We start from the raw sequence: 23,706 nt of genomic DNA on the forward strand, positions 1-23,706 counted from the left end.
GATAGTTTTACCCTGCAACCGGCGTATGAATGGAAAATGGATTTTAAGCATTGAAAGGAGAGCAACAAGACATGCGTTGGAGACTTAAACAATTTTGGACTACCCTCTTGCTGATAACGTTTTTCACTACTTTTCTGCCCCATCCCCTGCTGGCAGACAACCCAGCCGTCAGCCTGGAGCAAGCTATCCAGACAGCTAAAGAGCTTTTCCCCGTTCCTCCGTCCTATACCGAATTCAACTCCCAATTTATCAGCAACATACAGGGCAAATCATGGGTATTGCGCTGGCAGGCCCGCGAACCTGAGGCCGGCAGCCTGGAGGTATCAATCGATGCCGACAGCGGTGAATGTATTAACATGAACCTATGGCGGCCGGAGAAGCCGGCCGACGAAACCGGCAAAGCACTGTCAGAAGCCGAAGCCGGCCGGATTGCCGATAACCAGCTAAAGCGGTTGCTGCCTAAAAAGGCTGCTTCACTGCGTTGCATAAAAGAGCCCAGTCTTATCTACTTGAATGGATATGCCCGGCACAGTTGCAATTTTGTCTGGGAACGCTATGAAAACGGTATTCCCGTCCTCGGTAACGGTGTTCGGATGGAAATAGACAGCCAGACCGGGGAGGTCAGAAGCTATAGTCTGGATTGGTTGGATGTTCCGCTGGAGGAAGTCGGCAAAGCCATATCCCGGGAAGAGGCATCAAAGGTTTTTCAAAACGAAAAAATGCTGCGTCTGGAGTACAAAGCGCCTCGGGAAGTGAGAGCCTATGGCAGTAAAATCAAAGATAAACCCCGCCTGGTATATATTATCAATCATCCCTCCAATGGTGCCATCAATGCAATCACGGGAGAACCCCTGGTACTTAAAAACGGCCAATGGGAAGAAAATACAGAGCGTTACGAAAATATGAAAATGTCAGCCGGAGGCATGGGTGCCGCAGATTCTGCCCCCCGCCTAAGTCCGGAGGAGATAAAAGAACTGGAGAAAAACAGCCGCTTTATCGGACAGGACGAAGCTACTGCCCGGGTAAAAAAATGGATTGCTATTCCGGCTGATGCGGTACTCAGCAATGCCAGTCTGGAGCGGGATTGGCAAAACCAGGAACGCAGGATATGGAATCTGAATTGGAATAGGCCCGCAACCGGTAAAGAAGAAGCAAGGGACTACAATCTCTGGGCCCGGGTAGATGCCTTAAACGGCAAAATATACGCATTTCATCAATCCAGTGATGAACAACCGGTAAATTCGGAATTAACCAAAGAGGCTGCATTTGCCGTTGCCGACAGTTTTCTCCGTAAAATAGAGCCTAAGCTGGCGGGTCAGGTAAAGCTTGATGAGCAGTCAGGATCACGCCCTCCGATACTGCCGCTGGAAAAAGAAAGTCAATCCCAGTGGGACTTTAGCTACACCCGTCTGGTAAACAACGTACCTTTCCCCCAACAAGGCGTCAGCATCACGGTATCCAGCCAGGATAAAAGGGTAGTTGGCTATGACCTCAACTGGTCAGAATATGATTTTCCGCCGGCAGACCAGGCAATATCAGTGGAGGAAGGCAATAAAGTTTTTCTCCAGGCTGCTCCCCTCACCCTTTGCTACACCGGGATTTATCGGGAGAACAGCAAACCCCGGCTGTCACTGGTATACAAACCTTTAGCGGCTGCAGCACAAAAAGATCTCGCCATGATTGATGCCATCAGCAAAGCTGCGCTGGACGCCGGAGGCACCCCTTTATCGGAGAAACCCGGCCCACGCTCTTTCAACGATATAAAAGGACATTTTGCTGAAAAAGAAATAAGCTTGATCGGTTCGGCCGGCCTTATGGCTGATTATGGTCAGCAGTTCCGCCCGGACGGAACAATCAATACGATTGCCTTCCTGCGCACCCTGCTGGGCGTCAGGGATGGAATCGGCAACACCGACCAGGGGGAAGATGCCCGGGTAATAAATATTTGCCAGCAGCGTGGGTGGGTCAAAGAGCAGGTTGATGCCCATGCTCCTCTTTCCCGCGACTACATGAGCCGGGTACTGGTTCGCAGTATGGGATTGGAGCGGGTGGCCCAAAACGCAGATATTTTTGTCAACCCGTACCCGGGCGATCCCAGTATAAACAAATCCAACCTGGGGTACGCAGCTTTAATTAACGGCTTGGGACTGATACCTTCATCAGCAGACTTCAATAGTAAACAAACCGTGACTCGGGCAGAGGTTGCCTATGCCCTGGTCAGGAGTTTAAATCCGTAACTGCTATTGCTTATTGATAATTCAATAGAGACTAAAAACGGTTTCCTCCGCTCTAGACGGAAACCGTTTTTTCGTTGCCTTTTTATCATCCTTTATGCGGCTAAATAGCAGCCCGGCATTATGCATCGTTATTTATCCAAGCTGATGCTGGTTATTGAGAAATAATATGGTATGACCATCTCCTGCCCTTGGACTACCGACATAAAGGCTATTCTTAAGCTGATATCCCTATACATCGGCGCTCAAGCCGGATGAAGGCTTGTATAGCCCGAATTGACGCTTTGTTAGAGTCATTAGTATACGGGTAAACTAAAACAAAATAATCACAGGGGTGGAATCAATGTTAAAAAAGAAGGTTACGGCAGCATTTATGGTAATCTTGCTGTCTATGTCCACTATCCTGCTGGCACCCGTAAAGACCGAAGCTTACCTGGGAGATAGAATGCTTAATTTAGGCATACAGGGGTATGACGTAAAACAACTACAAAAAAACCTGGGTTACCTGGGCTATGCCGTGGGACAAGTTGATGGCATTTATGGCTGGGAAACCATGCAGATGGTCAGGGACTTTCAGAGAAACAACGGTCTGGCAGTTGATGGCGTGGTTGGGCAGGAAACCGCCAATGCGGTAATCGAACAAGTCGGTCAGCCTCCTTCCCCGAGGAGAACTGCCGCTCCTTCCCGCGGGGTTATACCATATTCCAACCAGGATATAGAAGCTTTGGCCTGTCTGGTTTACGGCGAAGCCAGGGGTGAACCATTTGAAGGTCAGGTGGCTGTAGCTGCGGTGGTATTGAACCGGGTGGACTCAAATCAATTCGGGAAAAACATCGGGGAAGTAATATTTGAGCCGGGGGCTTTTACCGCTGTAGATGACGGCCAGTTTTACCTCCAGCCTGACAATTCATCTTACCAGGCGGTTCAGGCAGCTTTACGCGGCTGGGATCCAACCGGAGAAGCCTTGTATTATTGGAATCCGGCTACTGCAACTAATAAATGGGTATGGACCAGAACTATAGTAACCAGAATCGGTCAACATGTATTCGCACGATAGGAAAAAATGGTTTAGGGAGGGTCTACCCTCCCTAAACCATTTTCAGTGAAAATAAACTCCCCTCTTTACCGCCGGCGCTGTTATCCGTGGCCGCCGGCAGCTCTATGAAAAATGAAGTTCCGGCATCGGTCTGACTTTCATACCAGACCCGGCCTCCATGGAGCCGGTTAAACACATAGTAAACCATATAAAGCCCCAGGCCGTTCCCGCTTTTAGAACCGTGAACGAAAGGCTTGAATATATTATCCTTAATATCGCTTGGTATGCCTGAACCGGTATCACTTATTCTTATCAGCACCTTGTCTTCAATCATATTTATTTCAATCTGAATTCCTCCTCCATCAGGCATAGCCTGCGCAGCGTTTTTCAAAAGATTGTGTATCGCCCGTTTAAACAGTTCGATGTGTAAATTGACTTTAGCCTGATTTTTTACTGAACATTCCAGGCTTATCCTTAATAATTTTGCTAGCGGTTTTATATCCGTCAGGATAGATTTGATAATATCTCCCGGATATACTTCCTGGTAATGTTCCTGTCCCAGAATGCCAACCAGATTATTGAGCATTGATAACAGACCATCCACTTCTGAGACTATCTGCTGAAAATAATTGCGTTGCTCCGTAGCTGCGCTCATTTCTCCCAGTTGGGCAAATCCCCGGATGATAGTCAGGGGATTTTTCAAATCATGAATAGTGGTAGACAGAAGACTGCCTGTAATCAGCAACTTATCCACCTGCTGCAGCTTAGCTGCCAGGTTTGTAGAATTAATATAATTTTTTTCGACCGCCTCGGCGCAGGACAGGAGCATAGGAATCAGGCCCGGGGAAGCGTGCTTGACAATTAAATCAATAACTCCGATTACTTCATTTCTGCTGTTCCTGATCGGTACGCCCATAGAGGTAAAGGAGCGGTAAATATGTCCAAAATGTTCTGCTCCGCAAATTAGAACCGGTTCCGATACGGACAGAACCGTGCCGATACCATTATTTCCCACATATTTTTCTGACCAGTTGACCCCGGTACAAAAACCGGAATCGCTCCCACCGAAATCATCCGGATTACCCGCAATCTTAATTACCCATCCGTCTCTATCGCCTAGAGCAATGACATGGGGTATTTCCCATAAACTTACAGAAAGATTGTCTAAAAAGCTATCAGCCGCCAACAACAATTCATTATCATCCTCTATTCTGAGTTGCAAATCGTCAGGTGACAAAAAAGTAAAAAGCAGATTTTTAGGGTCAGTACCCAACTTGTAACACCGGTTCCAGGCATCAAGGGCTATTTCCCTAATCAATGGATTTTTAGCTTTCGAGCAGAACTCTTTCCCATCTCGAACACCGGGTTCCATCAGCAATTCACCTCACCTTAAGATAATGAATTAAGGATATTAATCCGTTGAATAATGGTGACGCAATGAAAAAATAAGGGTTATCGGACAATCTCCGGTCAATTATTATTGCCTAATACACCCCCATTCCTAATGAGATAAGTATTAATATATTAACATATTATACATATCCGATTATAAATGAACATTTTATAGTTTAAATAACATCATGCCAATATAATGTAATAACCCCCACCAACATCCATTATTGCATCTTGCACCATTTTATGGAGGTCTTTAACCCACCCCAACAATTGCCAGTACCTTAAGGCTATTTTTTTCATATATTTTAGCAGCAGCTTAATAAATCCTTGGGGGAGATAGATTGAAAATATTTAACCGCCATCCGCTCCGTTCCCCGGTCAGCCCAAATTTCACTAAATATATACAAGAAGCCAGAACTGGATTAAACATCAGCCAGAAGCCGATAAGCAAAGAAGGCTATATCCCTCATCCACTTGATCTGTCTCATCTTGGCGGGAAGAAAATATTTCTGGGGTATAGAGCCGAGGCATTGCCCGCCAGTTTTGATTTGCGCTCTCAGGGAAGAATGACCGGAGTCAAAGACCAGGGGCCAGCCGGAACCTGCTGGGCTTTTGCCACCTGCGGCTCAATGGAGTCTTGCCTGTTGCCCGAGGAGGAATGGGATTTTTCCGAGAATAATATGAAGAATCTGCTGGCTGAGTCATGCCCCGAAGGTTTTGACCGCTCCTTTGACGGCGGGGGGAACCAATGGATGTCCACCGCCTATCTGGCACGATGGAGTGGACCGGTTCGGGAAAAAGACGATCCCTACGACCCCCTTGAGGGTAATTGCAAGGTTTTTGCCACCAAAAAGCATTTGAAAAGGGTTATCTTTATCCCCTCCAGAAAAAGTCCCACCGACAACACCAATATTAAAACGGCAATAATGAACTACGGAGCGGTGTTTAGCGCTATGGCCTATGATGAGGTTTATTTTAATGAACAGACCGCTGCTTATTACGCCCCGGAGGGATTCCCTAATCACGCCGTTACCCTGGCTGGTTGGGACGATAACTACAGCCGGAAGAAATTTAAGAGCATTCCCCCCGGTGACGGAGCTTTTATCGTCAAAAATAGCTGGGGGAAAAATTGGGGCGATCAGGGTTATTTCTATATTTCCTATCATGATTTGTGGATCGGGGTTGAAAATGCTTTATTTTATAAAGCTGAGTCCCCCAAAACCTCACAACTGATACTGCAGTACGATCCCCTGGGTTGGATAGCCGGCTATGGTTTTCAGTCTGATACTGCCTGGATGGCAAACATTTTTAAAGCAGATGCCCGTATGGCTATAAACGGATTTTCTTTGTATGCCGCCTCGCCCGCTTCCAGGTATTCGGTTTATTTATATACCAATGTTGGAGCCGCAAAACCCAGAAGCGGCAAATTGGTCAAAACGGTTAAAGGCACTGCCGATGAGCCGTCTTACTATGCGAGGAATTTTTCCAGTCCTATCACCGTAAGCCAAGGAGAAATCTTCTCCATCGTGGTTAAACTTACCACCCCAGGATATAATTATCCGGTGCCCTGCGAAATAAAGATGGAAGGCATAAGCAGCAAGGCCCGTTCTAACCCTGGGCAGGGATTTATCAGTGATAACGGAAGCCGCTGGCATGACATTTATGATATTGCACCAGATTCAAGTATCTGCCTTAAAGCTTTTGCTGTAAAAAAACAGGAATCTTAATCATTCCTGTTTGGCCGGAAATACTCCGACAGGAATAAAGGAATTTTATAGAATGTGTCGAAATTCCCGTTATAAAAGTTAATAATGGGGGTATGTTCGTTGAAATTTACGCATTCCGTGAGATTTCGGCTTCTGATTTGGGTTTTGATTGCCTGCTTTCTCGCTTCTATCGGACAAGGTGCGGTATCATATTTCAACAGCAAGGCAATACTTGACCGGCAGATCCTGTATGAGTGCCAGAAAGTGGCGGTATCCGCCGGTAATGAGATTAACCAATGGGTGGGGGGAAAGTACAATGAACTGGAGACAATATCCAAGCTGGATGCAGTAAACAACCTTGACCCAGCCAGAGTTCCTGCTGCATTGGCTCCCTTAATGTCAGATGAGAAGGAAAATCTATACATTATCTACCCCGACGGTTCGGTTATTGGCGATACCGGAAGACAAGAAGGCTTGAATCTCAGTGACCGGGACTATTTTAAAGCTGCCATATCCGGCCAGGCTAATGTGGGTACTGCTGTGTTTTCCAGGGCCACCGGTAATCTGGCTATGCCGGTAGCAGTGCCGATTTACCGGGACAATCAGGTGGCAGGCGTTATGGCTGCCACTATCAAGGCAGAAAAGCTGGTGGAAATAGTCGGCCAAATAAAGGTCGGGCAGACCGGTTATGCCTATATGATTGACAAGACCGGCACATTTGTAGCTTATCCGGACAAGCAGTACATTCTTAAAAAAAAGCTGGCTGATCTGGGTGACAGCTTAAAAAACCCGGCTGCTAAAATGACGGCTATGGAAAGCGGAGTAACAGCCTACAAATTCGACGGGGTGGACAAATACATGGCCTATGACCCGGTAGAATCAACCGGATGGTCATTGGCCGTTACCGTCCCGGAAAAAGAGGTAAACCAACCTTTGAGAAAGATGCTTCAGGGCACAATAATGGCGAGCTTGCTCACGGTATTGCTGTTGCTGGTAGTTATCTGGTTTATAAGCGGCAAGCTTACCCAGCCGTTTAAAGAGATGACCGAAATCACAACCAGGCTGGCGAAGGGTGACCTGAGTAACAGTATTGCCAGTAATGACCGCTCTGAAATCGGGTTGCTGGTGAATTCCCTGGGAGAAATGAACGAGAGTCTGAAAATTGTAGTCGGGCGGATTATTAAAGGCTCACAGAAGCTGGCTGGTGTCGCCAACAACCTGCTGGTTACGGCCGAGAACACCGGCAGGGCATCAGAGCAGGTAAGCGTCAGCGCTGAAGAAGTGGCGCGGGCGGCTTCATCCCAGGCCGAAGATGCTCAACGTACCAGTGATTTGGCCCATCAGGTCGGGATTGCCATGCAGACTGTAGGTAGCAATACGGAAAAAATTTCAGAAAAATCGGTAAGCTTCCAGGCTATAGTAAAGAAAGTAACCAGGCTCATGCTGCAGCAGAAGGATAATATGGATAAAACGGTGGAAGACACCAATAACGTATCTGTGGTGATTAACGATTTAAGCGAGAAGACCAGGCAGATAGGAGAAATAATAACCGTTATAACCAATATTGCCGACCAAACCAATTTATTGGCCCTTAATGCCGCAATAGAAGCGGCCCGGGCTGGAGACGCCGGGCGGGGATTTGCCGTGGTGGCGGAAGAGGTACGGAAGCTGGCTGAAGAAACCGGTTCCGCCACTTTGAACATAGGTGCGATTATAAATGAGGTTCTGGGTCAGGTGCAACGAGTAGTGGTTGAAGTGAACCGTGTGGAAGAACTGGTAATTGAACAAGGAAAGTCACTGGCCGAAAGTATTGCTGAGTTCAGGGAAATAGAAAGCGGCTCGGTAGAAATAGACAATTCCATCCAGGATTTATCATCAACTTTTGAAGAGCTATTGGCATCTGCCGATGAGATTATTCAGGCCATCGGCAATATATCAGCCGTTACGGAGCAATCGGCGGCCTCGGCAGAAGAGGTGACTGCCGTTAGCCAGAGTCAATTGGCGGCGGTAAACAATATTGTGGGCATCAGTAAAGAAATGGATAGCCTGGCCCGGCAACTAAAAGAAATAACCCAGCATTTTAAGCTGGGTTAAGAAGCAAGGTTGGAGGCCCTTGAAATGCAAGGGTCTCCAACCACCCGATCTATAGGTTTGGGGGTCTATGCTTTTTCCAGGTCAGTGTATTAGCCCTGCCAATTACCTCGGAGCCGAATCGTTGGCGAATGCCGTCCATAACCCGGTCGATTTCATTGTCATCAGGCCCAGCCGAATCATTGGCAAAAAGACTGCCCTGTTCCAGTGCCGGGGCTGGGGTCAATCTGCCCAGAGAAAGGCCGATCAGACGTAACGGCGGATAGCCGTGGTAAGCATCCTGCAAAATATCTGTTGCCGTTTCCCCTATCAACATGTCTGAATTACCGGGGCTTATAGTCCTGCTGCGGCTGATGGCGGCAAAATTATTGTACTTGATCTTTACCGTAACGGTCGATGTGTCCAAGCCATTCTGGCGCAATTTCCCGCACAATTCCGCAGCAAAGCGGTTGAGTAAATCCTTAAGGTAATTTATATCGGCAGTGTCTGCGGCAAAGGTTACTTCTCTTCCCAGCGACTTTCTCTGCCGCCCGGGGGTTACCGGCCTGGGGTCGATACCTCGGGCCAGTTCCCAGAATAGCTTCCCCGCCGAACCTATTTTATCTGCCAGCCAGCCTTCCGGCAAGTCTTGAATATCGCCGATATGGTAGAGGCCTAATCTGTCAAGTTCCCGCCCGGTCTTCTCCCCTACTCCCCACAGGTGTTGTACCGGCAGCGGACGCAGCAGAGCCAGGGCTTCGTCAGCTTTAATTACGCGGAAGCCGTCCGGCTTATCCAGCTGTGAAGCCAGTTTAGCCAAAAATTTGTTATAGGAAATGCCTACCGATATCTTCAGGTTCAGTTCCTTTTCTACCCTTTTTTTGATAGTACGGCCGATACCTTCCGGAGTGCCGAATAGGGATAATGATGAAGCAACATCAAGGAATGCTTCGTCAATAGACAGGATTTCCATCATCGGAGTATAGTCGGCCATTATGGCGAAAACCTGGCGTGAAGCCTCCTGATAGCGTTGCCTGGCAACCGGCAGGAATACCGCGTGAGGGCAAAGTCGTTGCGCTTGGGCCAGAGGCATGGCCGATTTAACCCCATACCTGCGAGCCTCATAGGAGCAGGTGGCCACTACCCCGCGGGATCTGGGGTCCCCTCCAACTACAACCGGTTTTCCCTGGAGGGAAGGATTTTCCCTCTGTTCTACCGAAGCATAAAAAGCATCCAGGTCGCAATGGATGATAGAACATGTTTCAGCGGTAAGATTGCAATTATCCATCTAAGCTCGCCCTTTCCGACTTTATCATGGTAAAATCGCTCCTGCACATCTTATATTCGGCCCGATATAGATAAAACCTTCTATCAGTCTGCACGACTAGCTGTAAACCATCAGCGCAGCTTACTAAAATTATACAATAAGAAGGAATGCCAGGCGATTTCTAGAAATATTTTTAAGGCGCCCTAGTAATTTACCGGAGACGGCACCGTTGTATAATCAATACTGTCACAGACAACGGGCAGATTATTAAGGGGGATACCCAGATGGCAAAAATTCTTATTGTTGATGATTCGACCATAGTCAGGCGCAACCTAAAAGCCATATTGACCCGGGCCGGGCACGAAATTGTGGCCGAGGCGGAAAATGGCTTACAGGCTTACCGGGAATATGAAAGCCACAAACCTGATTTGATTACCATGGATATTACCATGCCCCTGATGGATGGCGTGGTAGCGGTAAAGAAGATTGTGGGCGATTATCCTGAGGCGGCCATAATCATGGTAAGCGCTATTGACCAGAAGAGCATGGTAATGGCTGCCATTGAAAATGGTGCCAGGCATTATATTATAAAGCCCTTTTCACCCGATAAGGTAATTGCCTCGGTTGATGCCGTACTATCAAACTTACTACCGCCAGCCCAACCTGCAATGGCGGCGGCGGAAAAGTCCGGTGCAGGTTTTAGCAGCCGACCATATAATGGCGACCTGAAAGAAGCGTTTACGATTGAAAACAACCAAGGAACGTTTACCATAAATATCGGTCAAAACTTTGAACCGCCGAAGATAACTGAACTCGAAAACACCATACAGGCTTTCCTGGGCGTAAAACCGTTGCGGATGGTTCTCAATTTTGGTTCCGCTTCCATCTATGACTACTTTCTTCTAAATGAATTTATTGAAATAATGGAAAAAATCAAACGGGCAGGCGGTTCAGTCAGGGTTGTTGCCGACGATGTTAAAATATTGCGCTATGTAATAAATAAGGGCATTGCCACGGAATAGACGATGTACGGTCCGGGAAGATATTCTAGCTAAAGGCCCAAAGTCTAACCCGGCCATCGTCTCCGGCAGTAAAGAACAGATGATTGCTCCCGGCAAATCCAAGGCATTTGACCTGCCTGCCCTGCTCATTTAGCTGAGATGTTTCAGTCCCTTTATTAAGATCCCAGATGCGTACGGTCCGGTCAATACCGGCCGAGATGGCATGACCGGAGTCGCTGCTCATGGTCAAACAGTTGACTGTTCCCCGGTGACCAAAGAGCGTTTTCAGGCACCTGCCTGAGTTAAGGTTCCAGAGATTAATGCTGCCGTCGGTGTTGCCGCACAGTACATAGCGCTTATCATCAGTAGAGCATATTGAAAAAGGCCAGCGGTCAGGTAATCCCAGCCAGCGATGGTTCATTTCACCACTCAAGTCAAGCATCCGGAATTCCTTTTTCAGACCGGTCAGCAATAAACACATTCCATCGCCAGACATCCACATGCTGTTGATAGGGCCGGTATTGGCGCGGTAAAGATTCATAGGCCGGGAATTTTGGAGATTCCAGAAGCCGATGGCGCCGTCCCAGCTTCCGGACAGTGCCATTCTCCCGTAAGGCGTTACCCCCACCCAGACCGGCAAGGCTCTATGGCCTCTGAACTGGCGTATGGTTTGACCAGTATTCAGGTCTAGAAGATGCAGGGTGTAGTCGTCAGTCGCAGCAAGAACTTGAAACCCGTCCGGAGTCAGACAGGCAGCGGTAATCTGGGCATGTTTAAAGGTAAAGCGCTGCAGTTCCCTGCCGGTGTTAACATCCCAGAGTGAAAGCTGTCCGTCATAACCTGCAGTTAATAAGTAATTGCTGTCAGAGGAAAAACTGGCGGCACTAATTCGCCCCCGGTGAGCGGGAATGGTTTTGGCCAGTTCGGGAGCCTGCTTCCTTAATGCTTTACTTCCAGCCAAAGATTTGCCATCAGCCAATGGCAGCCAGGCCTCGATATCATCGGACCGGCTCATGGCGTATTCAATTCTGGTTATGAACTCATGATATTCGCCATAGTCAAAGCAGATATTCTCCAAACCGCATAGGCTGGAAATAAAATCGGCATATTCTATTTCACCGTTTTTCCACTGTATATAGGCCAGATTAAAGGCGGCCTGAATATTTTTAGGATCGTAGCGGCGCGCCTCTTGCCATAAAGAGCCGGCCTGAGTCAGATTATCGTTCCGGTAAGCTTCCAAAGCCAGGTGACATAATTCTTCCGCCCGCATCCTTAACTGTTTCCTTATCAGGGGAATAAGCAGCATCAAGGATTCAAAATCACTATCCTGATACAAATAAAAAACCCCGGTTATCCAGTCACTGCTATCTTTTACCCTGCTTTCACACTCCGGGCAGAGAACATCACCCGGGTGTAAAGGAAAATACCTGCTCTGGCATAAGCCGCAGTTGAAATAATCTTTATCTTTTCGGGCAGCAGTATCTTCCTTCATTTTTCTCCCCTACACTGCCAAAGTTTCGGAATTTTCCTTTTCAGTACTGATGTAGTCCGGTGTCTGTTATGGTTAAGCCAGCAGGTACGACCGTACATAAAGGGCAAGCTGCTCCCGGTAGTAAGCATAAACAACGATCAGCACCGGCGAATATAAAAACCAGCGAATAATATATGTAGCTGTACTGATAAAGGCCAATTCCAGCGTCCCCTGAGCCCCGGTTAGCCTGGGCAGCAACAGATAGCTAAGAACCAGACATATTACCTCGGCCAAAAGAATAATACTGAATACCACCAGCAGTATTTCCGCTCTGATGCCTCGGGATAATCTGGCTCCCTTGCGCATGGATGCTAATATGCCTTCGTTTTCATTGATTAACAACGGCAGTGCCAGGGGGTATTTTACCAGGAAGTACAGGGTGACTGCAATTCCCCAAAGAACGCTGAACCATATAAAATTACCGGCCTGTATTTTTTGCACTGTATACGGCGCCCAAGCCAAAATGCCGATCGGAACAATTAGGGCGAGAATACGGAACCATTTCCTGATGCCGGCCCGCAGGGATGGTATCAGCTTAGCCAGGTTACCCCGAGGTGAAAGGTGCAGGGCGTACAGTATGGAGCCAACCGCAAAAACACCCAGCAGGAGTTTAAGCACAGCGATAATAAACTCGATACTGGCTGCAGCAGAGGAAAATAAATTTTTGAATAGTGGGAAGTTGCCAGGGTGCAAAACATAGTTCTGCCATAACCAGGCTTCGCAGAAACCGACCGGTACAGCGACCAGCATTATTACAAACCCAATCAACGGGATATGGGAGCCCCAATATTTCAAAGAGCGCAGGAACACCAGCCCAACTCCTCTTCGCTATGTAAATCTTAAAGCGCAGATAAATACCACATAATATGGTAAATCAAACTTATATATGCATTTTATCACAAATATCATTATATAATGAAAAAATACCGGGTGCGCAGAGAAACGGGGACTTTTTGTCCCCGTTTCCGGTTTAAAAGAGCAGCAAAACGGCAAAGGTGAAGGCATAGCCCAAACCCAGCATAAACACGGCACCTAGTGCCATTTGAATAAACTCCCCTTTATCAAATCCCGCAAACATGTATGCACCTTCCTTGCCCCGCATGATAGCGAACAATTGTTCTGTTTCCATATTATATGCAAACACATGTTCTGTCAAGATGGGATTAATACTTCTTTTGCATGATCCGCAGTGAGTTTAACACCGCCATTATGGTTACGCCCACGTCGGCAAAAACTGCCTGCCACATGGTTGCCAGCCCCCAAGCGCCAAGTATGAGCACCATGGCTTTTACTACCAGTGCAAAAACAATATTCTGAATTACGATGGAATGAGTACTTCGGGCTATATTGATTGCCTGGGTCAGGCTGGCCGGGTCATCGTTCATTATGACAATATCAGCCGCCTCAATAGCTGCATCAGAACCCAGGCCTCCCATGGCTACCCCCAAATCCGAGCGGGCCAATACCGGTGCGTCGTTAATACCGTCGCCGACAAATACCAGCCGTTCCCGGGCAGAGGATTTTCCCCCCTCAAGCAGCTCCATTTGCCTTACTTTGTCCTCAGGCAACAGCTCCGAATAAACCTCATCCAGCTGCAAACCGGCCGCTATTTTACTGGCCGCATCCTCCTTGTCCCCGGTCAGCATAATCAGTTTTTTAATACCCATAGTTTTCAATTTGTTTAGGGTCTGGGGGATGCCAGGCTTAAGCTGGTCGGCCAGTTCTATATAACCGGCATAGGCACCGTCTAGAATAACGTGCGCCAGAGTTCCGGCAGCATTAAACGGACAGGTGATATTCTCCTTTTGCATAAGCCTGATATTACCGGCCAGTACCTCTTTTCCCATAATTTTGGCTTTTATCCCATGACCGGGTATCTCCTGATAGTCCTCTATCTGTTTTTCGTCGATGCGGCCATGATAGGCTTCTCGAATCGAGATAGCCAGGGGGTGATTGGAATATCGCTCAGCCATGGCCGCGTAAAACAAAAGCTCTTGAGGGGTAATTCCCTCCCGGGTTTTAATATCAGCTACTTTGAATTTTCCGGTAGTCAGGGTGCCCGTCTTGTCGAATACAATGCTGTCGGCATAGTTCAATGCTTCCAGATAATTACTCCCTTTTACCAGAATACCATATCGGGATGCCGTCCCTATACCGGCAAAGAAAGCCATCGGTACAGATATTACCAGGGCACAGGGACAGGATATCACCAGAAATATCAGAGCGCGGTATATCCAATCCCGTGGTGAACCGGCATTAAGAATAAAGGGCGGAATCAGGGCCAACGCCAGAGCCGCAGCTACCACCGCCGGAGTATAATAGGCCGAAAAACGGGTAATGAAATTTTCGGTCGGAGCCTTGCGGCTGGCGGCATTTTCCACCAGATCAAGGATGCGGCTAACCGCAGATTCCTTATAGCAACGGGTTACTTCAACCTTTAAAAGCCCATCAATATTAAGAAACCCGGCCATTATTTCATCTCCCCGCTCCAGATAACGGGGCAGGGATTCACCCGTCAAGGCTGAGGTATCCAGGGAGGAAGCGCCTTCAATAATCTGCCCGTCCAGAGGGACTCTTTCCCCGGGCTTAATCATTATAATATCTCCCCGGTCAACTGCTTGCGGTACCACCGGTTCGATAATACCATTGCGCACGAGGTTGGCATGATCCGGCCTTATATCCATGAGACTGCCGATTGACTGCCGGGAGCGGTCTACGGCCAATCCCTGCAAAAACTCACCAACCCGGTAGAACACCATTACCGCCACTGCCTCAGGGTACTGCTTTATAGCAAGTGCGGCGAGGGTGGCGAGAGCCATAAGAAAATTTTCATCAAACACCTGCCCCCGGACTATGTTCCGGCCCGCCCGGTATAATATGGGACTGCCTGCCAGCAGGTAGCTGAGCAGGAAAAGGGCTAATTCCACATGAGCGGGAAAACCGACGATCAGGGCCAGGGCTAAAAGTGCGGAAGCAGCAATAATAGCTATTAACTCGTTATAATCTATGCTTAAACCCATCTTATGGTGTGCTGTGGCGCCGTCTTTGGCGCCTATTACCACGTGAGGCTCCAAAGTGTTGACTATATGCCGTGTCTGACCCAGTACATCATCGACCAGACCGGGGGATTCCATCTCAATCTTTAAGGTTTGGGTCATGAAATTCAGGGAAGCGGCATTAACGCCGTCCAGCTCATTAACCCGGCTCTCAATCATGGCTGCGCAGTTGGCGCAGTCCAAGCCTTCCAGGATCAGTTCCCGGGTGACTGCGTTATTCATTGCCAATACCCCCTTTCAAAATAGTCGGTTATGAAGGCATAGATGCATTTCGCGGCCAACCTGCACCTTGAAGGTTGGTCCCCCAATGGGTATCGATAATCAGAGTTCGCTAATATGCATCAAACCCTGATCAAATATCTGCTTTATATGTTCATCATCCAGGCTGTAGTAAACAACTTTACCCTGCCGGCGAAATTTCACCAAGCGGGACTGTTTCAGCACCCTGAGTTGATGGGAAATAGCCGATTGGGACATGTTCAATAGGGCGGCGATATCACATACGCACATCTCAGCGGCAAAAAGGGCATAGAGGATTTTCACCCGGGTAGTATCCCCAAACACCTTGAAAAGCTCAGCCAGATCATAGAGCTTTTCTTCCGCCGGCATCTCTTCCCTGACCCGTTCCACTATCTCGTCGTGGACGGTATTGATACTGCAAAAAGGTAGGCCCTGCTTGCTCCCTGCCATTTAATCCCTCCTACATATGCTCATATGAATAATTGTTCATATGTTATTGTATATTCAAATCCTTACCCCGGTCAACAACAAAATTTTATTTGCCGGGGATAGTTGATGAAGAAAAAGCGGTAAATACGGGGTTGATTATTTCCCTCTTTTTATCATTACTGGTGGATGGGGGGCCCTTTTACGGGAAGGCGGGCGATTTCCTCTCAACAGCAGCATAAAAACGATAAGAGAAAAGACAAGGGCGCAGGCAGCCATAGTCTCTTTACCGTTGACCAGCAGGAAGGCTCCCGTGAGGAGGGAGAAGCCCAGAACAATCGACCAGGCCAGCGACCTGGTGGCACGGGTATTCTGAATAACAGCATCGTTTATATTTTGCAAAGGCATGGTTAAATTGAATTCACCCCGGTCGACTCGGCGCAAAGCCCTTTCCATCAAAGGAGGAATGTCCAGGAAAGCATTGGCGATAAGAGTTGAGCGCTCCTTTATGATACGGAACACGCTGCTTTTCTCCGGGGCAATCGCCTCCACATAGGGTTTAGCCACATCAATAAAGCTTATGCCGGGATCCAAATCAATGCAAATGCCATAGAGGGTACCCAGAGCTCGACCCAGGAAGGTAAAATTGGCAGGAACCTGAAACGGTTGTTCATAGAGCAAGGTCTCCAGGTCGTGCAGCAAGGCCTGTAAGTCGAGCTGAGACAGGTCTTGGCCTTTGCCCACCATTTCCTCCAGGAAAATACTGATAGCCCGGTTAAGGGCTTGATTGTCATAATCAAAACGTATGAATCCCAGCTCTTTAAGATATCGGGTTACCCGCTCATAATCCCGGTTGACCAGGGCAAAGACCAATTCTACCAGCGTTTCCCGCAGACTGGTTGTTATACTGCCGGTCATACCAAAGTCAACCATTATAAGTTGAGACTCCCGGGTCACAAACAGGTTGCCGGGATGAGGGTCGGCATGGTAGAAACCGTCAATCAGGATTTGTTTGACATAGGTGTGCAGCAACTTGGAGGCCACGGCCTGGCGGTCGATCCCGTACTGCTGCAAAAGTTTATGGTCGGTTACTTTGATGCCCTGCAGATATTCCATGGTCAGTACCCGGCGGGTGGTATAATCCCAATATATGGCGGGAATTATGAGCTGCTTATCATCCTTGCTGTTCTCGGCAATGGTCTCGGCGTTGTGCCCCTCCTGAACATAATCAAGTTCAGCCTCCAGGGTCTCCTTAAATTCAACAAAGATGGCATCAAAATCAATCAGTTGGTTCCAGTCGGTAAATTTTTTGACCAAGCTTATTACACGGTGTAAGGCTCGTAAATCAATGTCTACCAGTTCGTTGATACCAGGCCTTTGTATCTTGACCGCAACTTGCCCATCATCATGCAGAACAGCCCGGTGAACCTGTCCCAAAGAAGCTGAGGCCAGCGGGTGGAAATCAAAGGTTTTGAATACTTGCTCCAGCGGGCGGCTGAATTCTTCCTCAATAACCTCCCGGATGGCAGTAAAAGCAACAGCCGGAACTTCATCCTGCAAGCCGGTCAATTCATCAATAGATGCGCGGGGAAGAATGTCAACCCGGGTGCTGAAGAACTGTCCCAGCTTGATCAGCAATCCACCCAGCCTGACGGCTGTCTCCCGGAAGTAGCGGGCCTGAGTAATATAGAGTTGCCGCCGTTTTTCCTCTGCCCATGACGGTCTATGCCACAGCCGCTTAATTTTCAAGGAATAAAACGCCCAGAATATATCTATAAACAGCTTTACGACGGTAAAAAAGCGTAAGATGCCGGATCTTTGATCTATTTTCATGGATATTCCTCTCTATTGACAGCGATTTTATTAATTATAACAGAGAAGGGACAGGAACCGAAATTGCTGAACCCGGGCGGGATAAAGGAGGTTGGTTTTTTACAGGCCTCTTAAGACCAAATTGTTAAAGCCATAATCATCATGAGTGGAAAAGCGGACAATAAAACTGGTTCCCTGGCTGCTGGTTTTAACTTCTATGCTGGCGTTGTGACGGGCGGCAATGCTGTGGCATACAGGTAAGCCCAAGCCCGTTCCCTGTTCTTTGGTGGTGAAAAACGGAGCGTCAATTTTATCGATGATTTCCAGTTCGATACCGCTTCCCTGATCCGATACCTCCAGGATTACATCTTCCTCTTCGGTATAGGTGTAAATGGTAACTGTTTTACCCGGCTCCATAGCCTCCAGGGCGTTACGCACCAGATTAAGGATCAACTGCCGTATCTCCTTTTCGTCCAGCAAAATTTCGGGAACATTCTGCAATGCAAGTCTGAGGTGCTTATCCTGTTTTATGGTGTCGGCTGCCATCAATGGAGCCAGAGCCTGCACTATTCGCTTAAGATTATCCGGCTGCAGGGATATGGTCTTATTTTTAGCCAGGGAGAGGAATTCACTGATTATCTGGTTGGCACGATCCAATTCCTCAATCATCAGGGCAAAGTACTCATGATATGGCAATAGTTGCGCTTCTGCCATGAACATCTGTAAAAACCCACGCACACTGGTCATCGGGTTTCTCATTTCATGGCCAATGCTGGCAGCTATTTCCCCCACCAGATTCAAGCGATCCAGGCGGGCAATCTGGTGGGATAAATGCTTATGCTCGGTTATATCATTCAATATATTGATTACACATTCCTGTCCGTTAATATCTATGGTATCAGCAGAAAGCAGGCCAATCCTTTCATTGCCATCTTTAGTCCGAATCCTTACCTCCAGGTTGCGTATCCAGCCGTTAATGAGAATCAGCCTCTTCATTAAAGCCCTTTCTTCCGGATTAACCCAGATATTGAGTTCATCCGAGGTTTTTCCAATCGCTTCTATCCGGTCATATCCGGTTATGGCGGTAAATCGTTCATTGACATCCAGGTACAAGCCGTCCAAGGTGGAGATAACGATTAATTCCGGGCTGGCAGTAAAAACCTTGGCAAATTTGGCTTCCGAAGCCAGCAGGGCTTCCTCAAATTGCTTACGTTCACTGATATCTTGAATTATTCCAATCGCGGCTGGTTCACCGTCAAAATCTATTACATCCGAGGATAAGTACCCCCAGTAAGAACAGCCCCTTTTGGTAAGGATGATAGTCTCGTATGGCGGAATATTTTCGCCTTTTAATCGGGCCAGGTTTTTGGTACTGGTCACTTCACGGTAATCGGGGTGGATAAAATCCCAGGCATTCATGTTAAGACATTCTTCCCTGGTATATCCGGTTACGTTGACAAAGGTGGAGTTAACATAACGTAAACGGTTATCCTGCAGGATATATATCAATGCCGGCGCGCAATCAGCAATCTGGCGAATTGAATCCCAGCTTCTCCAGGTTGTCTTCTCCCGTTGCTTATAGGATTCAATAATACTGTTTAAATGTTTAACCTCCTGCTGCAGCACTGCAATTTTTTGTGGTACTGCTTGCATTGCGTGTGCGTGTTCCATAATACCACCCCCGCGAACATAGTATTACATGCTCTATTAGGCAGTAATAGTAACATATCCTTCAGAGATAATGACAATATTTGTCGAATCTAACATGTTTTGTTGATTTTTTTCTTATTTTGCCTTGAGGTGATGATATATGGAGATATATGGCAGAATTAGAGACATGCCTAATACCGTGCCGGTACCCCTGTTAAAAAAATGCTAATTATTTAAGCAACGAGCTTAAAACTTAGGTATACGCACGGTGCTTATCATGAAAAGGCTTAAGACCGGCAAAAGCATGAGTACGGCAAACGGGTGCAGATAACCGGCGGCTAACGACAATAGTGCCAATATTCCACCTGCGATTGTTATCGGCAATCCCAAAAAATAGCCGCTCAGGTTTAATGCGTTAAAGCGGGCCAGACGATAGGCGCCGCATATTATAAACAGTAAAGCAATCAACAGTCCCAGATGATTGTAGGGATCGAGCAGCACCTGGGAATAAAGCAGTACCGCCGGAGCTACGCCAAAGGAAACCATGTCGCAGAGGGAATCAAGTTCCCGGCCTAAATCAGAACTGGTCTGGAGACGGCGCGCCACCTTGCCGTCCAAGCCGTCCATCAACGCTGCCATTAATATTAGCAGCGCTGCCGCCTTGTAATCCTTACTCATGGTATAAATAATGGAAGTGGAGCCAAAAACGATATTCAAAAGGGTTATGAAATTGGCAAACCGCTTAGTTACTAAATCTGCCAATGATAGTTTCCCCTCCCTTTACTTTATCACCCGGTGCCACCAGGATTTCCGCCTCTGCAGGTAAGTACAATTGGGTGCAGGAGCCAAATTTTATCAGGCCGAATCTTTCCCCGGCTGCAACCGTATCTCCGGGCTGCAGCCAGCAAACAATCCTCCTCGCAATCATACCGGTTATTTGAACCACCATGATTTTACCATAAGCGGAAAGAATACCGACCGTATTGGAGACGTTAGTAGCAGCAGCGCCGCTTCTGTATGCAGGCAGGTAGGTACTGCCGGAACGATACAGCCATTCAACCTTTCCACCCAACGGTATCCGGTTTACATGGACATTGAACAGGCTCAGGAATATACTTACCCGGATGCAATCGGCTTTAAAATACTCATTTTCCCAGACTTCGTTAACCGCTATTATCTTTCCGTCCGCAGGTGCAAGAATAAGTCCTTCCTCTTGGGGGGTAATCCGCTCAGGATTGCGGAAAAAATAGGTGGTAAAAACAGCCAGCGCTAAGGGCAGCGGCAGGTAATACCTGTAGGGGGAAATTGCTAATATTACGGTCAGTACGGCAAACAGGCCTATATAAGGCCACCCTTCCCGGGCTATAATACTGTTATGAGGCATTCAACTCTCCCCTGAATTCTATATGATAAAGCGGTTAATTAATTACCTGTTCCCCCAATTTACCCTAACTTACTTAATAATGCAATTATCTTTGACAAAAAACCTTTGATTATTTCCCATCGGACCGGAAAACAAATTCTGACGGACATATCCCAGGGCACACAGATGCTACCCGGCAGTCGCCTTTATATGTGTTTCCATCCTGGGGTCGGGGGCAACCCGGCGAGTGGAAGTACGCTAATCGCTTTCTTTGCTGTCGGATGATAAACAAACAATAAAGGCAAGCACTGTTTGCCTTTATTTAAATCAAGGGGATCAAGGGCGAAGTACTCCAGATGCAGGTGTTTGACCATCTCCCGCCGGGAGCCCCGAACCGATTCGGGGATTTGCTCAAGCAACGCACCGGTGCGGAGGCAGGCATTTAACCGTTCTCTGCTGTCAGCGGGGTTTATACGCTTTACTGCTGCGGGGAAACGATGGGGCAGGTTGCAGGCCAGAAAATCGTATTTGATCAGTTCGTTGCACTCCAAGCCATGACCCGGGTGTTTATCATTAAAGAATTCCAGTAGTATATCGTATTCCCTTTCCCGCCGATGGCCGAGGCCGAACAGATTATTTTCCCTCCGGAACCGGGCCAAGTCCTCAAAAAACATAAAGGCGTCGCCCTGATAAATGCGGTTGGTGGCATAGTCCAAAGTATTCGGCACAATACCGTTATTGTAATAGCGGTTTAACACATCCGCCACCTGACCCAGTTCAATTATTTCACCGTAAGCAATTTGGCTGTGGGACAAAACCTGGTACGGGGCCCGGGATTGGAAGCGGTACTCGTAGCGGCTCCGGTCACGATATATATCCGAACCCTTGAGCAATTTCAGAAAACCTAATTGCAGCATATCCGGCTGCAGACGGTATACATCATTGAATGACTGCTGAAAGCGGCTGTAGCTCTCCAACGGCAGGCCGGCTATGAGATCCAAATGGAGGCGGATGTTGTCAAAGGACTGCAGTCGCAAAATGTTTGCTTGCAAGCGCTCCCAGTTATGATAGCGCCTGACTGCCCGCAGGGTTTGCGGGCAGGTGGACTGTACCCCGATTTCGAAATTGAACAGACCTGGAGGAACCTGCCTGAGAAAATCCATAAAGCCCTGCGATATAATCTCAGCACAAATCTCCAGGTGAACCTTGGTTTCCGGCTTTTGGTCGATAATAAACTGCATTATTTCCTGGGCCCGGATTTCGTCGGAGTTGAAGGTACGGTCCACAAACTTTAGTTCCCGCAGTCTGTAGTCCAATAGGCGCCGCAATTCCTCTTTTACTCTATCCATGGAAAAATAGCGAACCCCTTTTACTCCAGAAGAAAGGCAATAGGAGCAGTTAAAAGGACATCCCCGCGAGCTCTCGTAGTAGACAATCCTGTCCCGGTAATCAGAAAAGTCTCTTTTAAATGGCGAGGTCAAACTATTAAGATCGGCGATCAGCTCCCGGGAGGGATTTTCATGCACCCGATCATGCCGGCGGTAGCTTATGCCTTTAATTTCTGCTACCGGTCCCCCGCGTATAATTTGCTCCAGCAATTCCGGCAGGGCAATTTCACCTTCACCGCGTACGATATAGTCTATGGCGGGATTCTCCGACAGAACCTGTCCGGCATCGTAGGATACTTCAGGTCCCCCCAACACTATAACGCAGTGGGGAGACACCTCTTTAAGATCCCGGCACAACAACAGTATATGCTCGATATTCCAGATATAGCAGGAAAAACAGAGTACATCCGGCTGGCTCAGGTATATGGACGCCATGACATTGTCCATTCTTTCGTTAATGGTAAACTCAATAACTTCCACTTCCCACTCCCTGCCGCAACAGGCAGTTTCCAGGTAGGCCAGGGCTAAAGAGGAGTGAATGAATTTACTGTTTAAGGTGCTGAGTACCACTTTCATATTGATATCACCTATTCTTCACCCACAACCCGAATTTCTGTTTGCAGGTCCACGCCAAAGCGTTCTCTGGCCTTTTGCTGGATATGGCCGATTAATTGCAGAACGTCACTGGCAGTGGCATTGCCGGTATTAATAATAAACCCCGCATGTTTCCCGGATACCTGGGCGCCGCCGATACCGTAGCCTTTTAGTCCCAACTCCTCCAGCATAGGTCCGACATAAAAACCCTGGGGGCGTTTAAAGGTGCTTCCCGCACTGGGTTTGTCCAGGGGTTGTTTTTCTTCCCGCCGCCGGGCAAATTCCTGCATGCGCCTTTCTATTTCATCCCGCTCATCATAAACCAGTTGTAAACGCGCCGACAGAACAAAATAGCCATTGGTTTGAAAAACGCTGTGGCGGTAATTGAACTCCATTTCATCGGCCTGAAAGGTTTTCAGGCTGCCATCAGGCCCAATAGCAGTGGCCTCCATTACTATGGCCTGCATCTCTCCGTTGTAGGCGCCGGCGTTCATTGCCAGGGCGCCTCCCAGACTGCCGGGTATGCCCTCAGCAAATTCCAATCCGCTCAAAGCGTGAAAAGACGCGATTCGGGCCAGGGTGGAGAGTTTGACCCCCGCTTGGGCCTGTATCTCCTCTCCCATTACCTCCACCGCGTCCAGGTTGTCTCCCAGTTTTATTACTATACCTCGAATACCGCCGTCTCTGACCAGCAGATTGCTTCCCATGCCAAAGACAAACACGGGAATATCCCTCTGCTGACAAAATGCCATCAGGATACGAACATCCTCTTCATCACGCGGCAATACCATTATATCGGCTGGTCCCCCGATTTTAAAAGTAGTATGCTTTTTCATTTCTTCATGAAAAAGCAAGCGGTCAGCCGGCAAAAAGTTTAATATTTCCGAGTACATAAGTCTTCTCCTTTAAAATTCCGCAGAAAAGGCTCGATATGCCT

At 47.9% G+C, this 23,706-nt stretch carries 16 protein-coding genes and 1 pseudogene; 5 read left to right on the forward strand and 12 right to left on the reverse strand.

Annotated features, from left to right (window positions below; genetic code table 11):
- The first annotated feature begins 71 nt into the window (after positions 1-71).
- Positions 72-2,237, forward strand: coding sequence for a YcdB/YcdC domain-containing protein (locus ACU70B_RS07790; protein ID WP_447183005.1), 2,166 nt, complete (start codon positions 72-74; stop codon positions 2,235-2,237).
- Between the two features lie 340 nt (positions 2,238-2,577).
- Positions 2,578-3,291, forward strand: a complete 714-nt coding sequence (sleB, locus tag ACU70B_RS07795) for a spore cortex-lytic enzyme (protein WP_447183006.1) — start codon at positions 2,578-2,580, stop codon at positions 3,289-3,291.
- Positions 3,292-3,322: 31 nt separating this feature from the next.
- Here sleB and ACU70B_RS07800 read toward each other — a convergent pair whose 3' ends face one another.
- Positions 3,323-4,642 carry a sensor histidine kinase gene (locus tag ACU70B_RS07800; RefSeq protein WP_447183007.1) on the reverse strand — a complete coding sequence of 440 codons (1,320 nt, stop codon included), beginning with the start codon at positions 4,640-4,642 and terminating at the stop codon, positions 3,323-3,325.
- 364 nt (positions 4,643-5,006) lie between these two features.
- On the opposite strand from ACU70B_RS07800, the gene ACU70B_RS07805 reads away from it, so the two are divergent.
- Together ACU70B_RS07805 and ACU70B_RS07810 are read left to right on the forward strand one after the other, a co-directional pair.
- Positions 5,007-6,392 (forward strand): C1 family peptidase, encoded by a 1,386-nt coding sequence (locus ACU70B_RS07805; RefSeq protein WP_447183008.1) that lies wholly within the window; start codon positions 5,007-5,009, stop codon positions 6,390-6,392.
- Between the two features lie 99 nt (positions 6,393-6,491).
- Positions 6,492-8,465, forward strand: a complete 1,974-nt coding sequence (locus ACU70B_RS07810; RefSeq protein WP_447183009.1) for a methyl-accepting chemotaxis protein — start codon at positions 6,492-6,494, stop codon at positions 8,463-8,465.
- A 49-nt stretch (positions 8,466-8,514) separates the two neighbouring features.
- On the opposite strand, the gene dinB is transcribed toward ACU70B_RS07810, so the two are convergent.
- Positions 8,515-9,729 (reverse strand): DNA polymerase IV, encoded by a 1,215-nt coding sequence (gene dinB, locus ACU70B_RS07815; protein WP_447183010.1) that lies wholly within the window; start codon positions 9,727-9,729, stop codon positions 8,515-8,517.
- A 263-nt stretch (positions 9,730-9,992) separates the two neighbouring features.
- Here dinB and ACU70B_RS07820 point away from each other — a divergent pair.
- Positions 9,993-10,346 (forward strand): annotated as a pseudogene (locus ACU70B_RS07820) (response regulator); the annotation flags it as partial.
- Positions 10,347-10,755: 409 nt separating this feature from the next.
- Here the strand turns inward: ACU70B_RS07820 and ACU70B_RS07825 are convergent.
- The 10 genes from ACU70B_RS07825 to murB form a co-directional block, all read right to left on the reverse strand.
- A complete protein-coding gene (locus ACU70B_RS07825; RefSeq protein ID WP_447183011.1) occupies positions 10,756-12,201 on the reverse strand; it encodes a hypothetical protein in 1,446 nt (481 codons plus the stop codon).
- A gap of 72 nt (positions 12,202-12,273) precedes the next feature.
- Complete coding sequence (locus ACU70B_RS07830; protein ID WP_447183012.1) at positions 12,274-13,050, reverse strand: hypothetical protein; 777 nt, start codon at positions 13,048-13,050, stop codon at positions 12,274-12,276.
- 353 nt (positions 13,051-13,403) lie between these two features.
- Positions 13,404-15,518, reverse strand: a complete 2,115-nt coding sequence (locus ACU70B_RS07835) for a heavy metal translocating P-type ATPase (RefSeq protein WP_447183013.1) — start codon at positions 15,516-15,518, stop codon at positions 13,404-13,406.
- 99 nt (positions 15,519-15,617) lie between these two features.
- Positions 15,618-15,986 carry an ArsR/SmtB family transcription factor gene (locus ACU70B_RS07840; RefSeq protein ID WP_447183014.1) on the reverse strand — a complete coding sequence of 123 codons (369 nt, stop codon included), beginning with the start codon at positions 15,984-15,986 and terminating at the stop codon, positions 15,618-15,620.
- A gap of 135 nt (positions 15,987-16,121) precedes the next feature.
- On the reverse strand, positions 16,122-17,795 hold the full coding sequence (locus tag ACU70B_RS07845; protein ID WP_447183015.1) for an ABC1 kinase family protein: 1,674 nt from the start codon (positions 17,793-17,795) through the stop codon (positions 16,122-16,124).
- Positions 17,796-17,894: 99 nt separating this feature from the next.
- Positions 17,895-19,445, reverse strand: a complete 1,551-nt coding sequence (locus tag ACU70B_RS07850) for a PAS domain S-box protein (RefSeq protein WP_447183016.1) — start codon at positions 19,443-19,445, stop codon at positions 17,895-17,897.
- A 225-nt stretch (positions 19,446-19,670) separates the two neighbouring features.
- Positions 19,671-20,186 carry a CDP-diacylglycerol--serine O-phosphatidyltransferase gene (gene pssA / locus ACU70B_RS07855; protein ID WP_447183017.1) on the reverse strand — a complete coding sequence of 172 codons (516 nt, stop codon included), beginning with the start codon at positions 20,184-20,186 and terminating at the stop codon, positions 19,671-19,673.
- Positions 20,167-20,808 carry a phosphatidylserine decarboxylase family protein gene (locus ACU70B_RS07860; RefSeq protein WP_447183018.1) on the reverse strand — a complete coding sequence of 214 codons (642 nt, stop codon included), beginning with the start codon at positions 20,806-20,808 and terminating at the stop codon, positions 20,167-20,169. Before ACU70B_RS07860 ends, pssA begins: the two co-directional genes overlap by 20 nt.
- A 185-nt stretch (positions 20,809-20,993) precedes the next feature.
- A complete protein-coding gene (locus tag ACU70B_RS07865) occupies positions 20,994-22,751 on the reverse strand; it encodes a B12-binding domain-containing radical SAM protein (RefSeq protein ID WP_447183019.1) in 1,758 nt (585 codons plus the stop codon).
- 11 nt (positions 22,752-22,762) lie between these two features.
- On the reverse strand, positions 22,763-23,662 hold the full coding sequence (gene murB, locus ACU70B_RS07870; protein WP_447183020.1) for a UDP-N-acetylmuramate dehydrogenase: 900 nt from the start codon (positions 23,660-23,662) through the stop codon (positions 22,763-22,765).
- Positions 23,663-23,706: the final 44 nt, after the last annotated feature.

The sequence above is a fragment of the Syntrophomonas curvata genome (genome assembly GCF_052976825.1).